Here is a 4,435-nt window from a genome sequence, read left to right on the forward strand (position 1 = left end):
CGGATGTCCTACAATCATCCGGTGCTTGTCACAGGAACGGATGGGGTCGGGACGAAGCTGAAGCTCGCCTTCGAACTGGACCGTCATGATACGATCGGGGTGGATGTCGTAGCGATGTGCGTCAATGATATTGCGGCGCAGGGAGCGGATCCGCTGCTGTTTTTAGATTATATTGCCTGTGGCAAAAATGACCCCGCCCGTATCGAACAAATCGTCAAAGGCATTGCGGACGGCTGCGAGCAGTCAGGTGCTGCGCTTAGTCGGTGGAGAAACGGCGGAAATGCCGGGCATGTACGACGCGGATGAATACGATCTTGGCCGGCTTTGTCGTCGGTATGGCGGATAAGGACAAGCTGATTACAGGGGCGTCCAGATTCAGGAAGGAGACGTCATCAGTCGGCCTGCCTTCTTCAGGCGTCCACTCGAACGGCTTCTCGCTTGTCAGAAAACTCGATGGCAGGATGCTTGATCTTGGAGCAGGTGTATCCGGCGGATGGGCCCTGCCGCTCGGGGAAATGCTGCTGACTCCGACCCGTCATTTACGTCGATCCGGGTTCAAAAAACTTCGCGCAGCAGTCGATGTGAAAGGACATGGCCCACGTCACCGGCGGCGGCTTTTATGAAAACCTTCCCCGCACGCTTGCCGGAAGGTTTCGGAGCTGTTGTTGATCGACACGGGCAGCTGGCAGGTCCCGCCTGTGTTCCGTTTTCTTACAGGAGCAAGGTGTCCATCAGCGGATAGAAGAGATGTATCGGTGTGTTCAACATGGGCATCGGTATGGCAGCGGTCATCAGGGATCCAGCTGAGGTGGAACGCAGCGTTATCGGTGCCTGTGCTGATGCCGAGTCGTCATTGGCCGCGTGACGAAGAGGCCGGGGGGTGGAGGGGATATGAAGCAACATCGGCGATTTTTGCTTCCGGTACCGGCTCGAACTTTCGATGCCATCGTGAAAGCCAGGTGGAAGCAGGGAGAGCTTGATGCCCGCGTCGCTCTGCTTGTGTGTGACCGGATCGGGGCAGCCGGTGATTGAAAAGGCTCAGCAGTCATGAAATCGATACCGTCGTTTATCGTCCGAAAAGTTTCGCGGATAAAGCGGCGTATGAACAGGCGGTGCTCGAGGACTGCCGGCAACGGGGAATGTGGAATTCATCGTCCTTGCCGGGTATATGCGCCTGATCGGCCCGACGCTTCTTGCAGCCGTACGAACGGAGAATCATCAACATTCACCCGTCCCTGCTTCCGGCCTTTCCAGGGAAAGATGCCATCGGTCAGGCGCTCGAAAAACAAGTGAAAGTGACTGGCGTGACGGTCCATTATGTCGACGATGGCATGGATACAGGCCCGATCATTGCACAGGAAGCGATCAATATCGAAGATCAGGATACAGCAGATGATGTAAAACACAAAATCCAGGCGGTGGAGCACCGTCTCTACCCACAAGTGATCCAAGTCATTATTCATCAAGGAGGAATCTTTATGAAAAAACGAGCCCTGCTGAGCGTATCCAATAAACAAGGATTGACTGATTTTGCAAAGAAACTGCATGAGCTTGATTATGAGCTCATTTCTACAGGTGGTACGAAACGGGCGATTGAAGAAGCTGGAGTCCCGGTGCGATCCATTTCCGAGGTGACTGATTTTCCGGAAATCATGGACGGACGTGTGAAGACGCTTCATCCTTCGGTCCATGGTGGGCTTCTGGCGAAGCGTTCGAACGAAGAGCATATGAAGCAGCTGGATGAATTGGAACATCGCAGACGATCGATCTTGTCGCCGTCAACTTGTATCCGTTCAAAGAGACGATTGCCAAAGAAGGCGTCACAGAAGCCGATGCGATTGAAAACATCGATATCGGAGGTCCTACGATGCTGCGTTCGGCTGCAAAAAGCTTTGAAGATGTCGCGGTCGTCGTTGATCCAACGGATTACGATGAGGTGGTCGAAGGCCTTGCAGCAGGGATCACCTTTCTTATGAAGACCAGGCGCAGACTGGCAGCCAAGGTGTTCCGTCATACCGCGAATTACGATGCGATGATTGCTGAATATTTCTCTGACTTTGACAGAAGAGCCTTTTCCAGAAACGTATTCGGTCACGTATGAAAAAGTCCAATCCTTGCGCTATGGAGAAAACCCGCACCAGAAGGCGGCCTTTTATAAGAAAGCGAACGTTGAAGGGCACGTCGCTCGCAGAAGCGGAACAGCTGAACGGTAAAGAGCTTTCCTACAACAACATCCAGGATGCCAATGCGGCCCTTGAGGTGGTGCTCGAGTTCAACGAGCCGGCAGCTGTTGCGGTCAAACACATGAACCCGTGCGGCGTAGGTGTTGGTGAAAATTTGTATGATGCTTACGTGAAAGCGTATGAAGGAGATCCGGTTTCTATCTTCGGGGGGATCGTCGCTTTGAACAGGGAAGTCGATGCTGATACAGCGGCGAAGCTGAAAGAGATTTTCCTTGAGATCATCATCGCTCCATCCTTCAGTCAGGAAGCGCTTGATATTCTTAACAACGAAAAAGAACCTGCGTCTATTGAAAGTGGACATGAAAAAAGCGGACCGTCCCAGCTCATAAGCTGGTAACCGTCAACGGCGGTCTGCTTGTCCAGGATACGGACGAAGGCTCTCTAGATGATGTGGAGCTTGAAGTGGCAACGGAACGTGAACCGTCCGAGCAGGAGCTTGAAGACTTGAAGCTCGGTTGGAAAGTCGTGAAGCACGTGAAGTCGAACGCCATCGTTGTAGCGAAAGGTGACCGCACGCTCGGTGTCGGAGCCGGTCAGATGAACCGGGTCGGTGCAGCGAAGATTGCTTTTGAGCAGGCGGGTGAGAAAGCTGAAGGCAGCATCATGGCTTCTGATGCCTTTTTCCCGATGCCGGATACCGTAGAGGCAGCAGCAGAAGCGGGTGTCACAGCCATCATCCAGCCGGGTGGTTCGAAGCGCGACCAGGATTCGATTGATGCCTGCAACAAGCACGGCATCGCCATGGTCTTTACGAAAATGCGTCACTTCAAACACTAATCGAAAGGGTGGATTATTCATGAACGTATTGGTCATCGGCCGCGGGGGCCGCGAACACAGTCTTGTACAGAAATTCGCAGAAAGTGACCAGGTGGAACGGTATTTGCGGCTCCAGGAAACGCAGGCATGACCGAACAAGCCGAGTGCATCGAATTGAGTGAGCATAATCAGGAAGCGCTCGTGGCGTTTGCGAAGGAAAACCATATGCGACTGACGATTATAGGCCCGGAAAATCCCTTGCTCGACGGTCTGGCGGATGCAGTTCACAAAGCGGACCTACCTGTGTTTGCCCCGACCAAGGCAGCTGCGCTCATTGAAGGAAGCAAGCATTTCGCCAAACAGCTGATGAAAAAATACAACATTCCGACAGCGGAATATGAAGCGTTCACAGATGCGGATAACGCGAAAGCCTACATCAAAGAAAAAGGCGCACCAATCGTCGTCAAAGCAGACGGCCTGGCCGCCGGAAAAGGGGTCGTTGTAGCAGAATAGGTGCTGGATACGGTGCCTTCTTAGGTTTCATTAACCTTAGCAATACGTAACTGAACGAAGTGAACAACGTAATAACCACTGACGAAAGTATCAACTACCTCGTCCATAATTAAGCGCTGTTCCGGGAATTGTAAAGCCATCAATGTTTCAAGCTCTTGCAAAATAGCAAGTGTGCTTTGTACACCAAAACTATCTGAAGATTTGAATTTTTCGGTTTGTGCTCTAAATAACTCAAGTTGCTCTTTACAAGTAGTGATGGCTTTTCCCATATCTACTAATGCGGGATGCTCTGGATAGTCTTCTTTCAGCTCTTCAAATAATAAATTAATGTTACCAAGTGGCGTTGCCAATTGATGAGTTGCCTGCGCAGCGGCACTACCTAACGCAATGAGCTGCTCGTTTTTAAGTTGTTTTTCTCTTACCTTAGCTAAAGACTGCTCTTTAACCCTTAATTGCTTCGCCATAGCCATGACAACCATGACAACAATAAATACGCTTAATACAAAATTTGCCCACATGCCTTTAAAATGTAACTCCATGTCCATGTGATGCATGTGATGACCACCCATAGTCACAAATAAATAACCATATGCGACTAATGAACAGAAAGAGATAATTATCACAAATTGGCTTGGCAAAGTAACAGCAGCAATAACGATTGGGATGATCAGCATTGACACAAACGCATTACTCGCACCACCTGATAAGCTCAGTAAAACTGTCATAAACATAATATCGGCAAGTAGCTGCAACATCATACCTGAAGGTGCTGCTTCACTGGTTTTTCTATAAGCGAACACACTGACCAATTGAAAGCAAGATTCAATTGCAATAACAGTCAATACTGGTAATAGTTCAATGGACTTATCAAACCAAAATGCCGAGGTGCTGTGTAAGAGGTGAATCTAACCGTCGTTAACCTT

General features: G+C 50.3%; 4 protein-coding genes and 3 pseudogenes. 6 read left to right on the plus strand and 1 reads right to left on the minus strand.

The annotated features are described in order from the left end of the window. The 6 genes and pseudogenes from ACXAC4_RS19475 to ACXAC4_RS19500 form a co-directional block, all read left to right on the plus strand. Window positions 1–306: AIR synthase related protein (locus ACXAC4_RS19475; protein ID WP_475164850.1), on the plus strand; the 306-nt coding region annotated here is incomplete at its 5' end. Continuing rightward, window positions 303–623, plus strand: a complete 321-nt coding sequence (locus ACXAC4_RS19480) for a hypothetical protein (protein WP_475164853.1) — start codon at window positions 303–305, stop codon at window positions 621–623. The genes ACXAC4_RS19475 and ACXAC4_RS19480, both read left to right, overlap by 4 nt. Window positions 624–1,193: 570 nt before the next feature. Continuing rightward, window positions 1,194–1,436 (plus strand): annotated as a pseudogene (gene purN / locus ACXAC4_RS19485) (phosphoribosylglycinamide formyltransferase); the annotation flags it as partial. A 42-nt stretch (window positions 1,437–1,478) separates the two neighbouring features. Beyond that, window positions 1,479–3,020, plus strand: a pseudogene (gene purH / locus ACXAC4_RS19490) (bifunctional phosphoribosylaminoimidazolecarboxamide formyltransferase/IMP cyclohydrolase). Window positions 3,021–3,039: 19 nt separating this feature from the next. Then, window positions 3,040–3,278: pseudogene (locus tag ACXAC4_RS19495) on the plus strand (phosphoribosylamine--glycine ligase N-terminal domain-containing protein); the annotation flags it as partial. A gap of 24 nt (window positions 3,279–3,302) precedes the next feature. Beyond that, on the plus strand, window positions 3,303–3,512 hold the full coding sequence (locus ACXAC4_RS19500; protein WP_475164856.1) for an ATP-binding protein: 210 nt from the start codon (window positions 3,303–3,305) through the stop codon (window positions 3,510–3,512). A gap of 20 nt (window positions 3,513–3,532) precedes the next feature. Here ACXAC4_RS19500 and ACXAC4_RS19505 read toward each other — a convergent pair whose 3' ends face one another. Next, window positions 3,533–4,417, minus strand: a complete 885-nt coding sequence (locus ACXAC4_RS19505; RefSeq protein ID WP_475164858.1) for a hypothetical protein — start codon at window positions 4,415–4,417, stop codon at window positions 3,533–3,535. Window positions 4,418–4,435 lie beyond the last annotated feature (18 nt).

Source organism: Pseudoalteromonas sp. AWM4_233 (genome assembly GCF_056158285.1).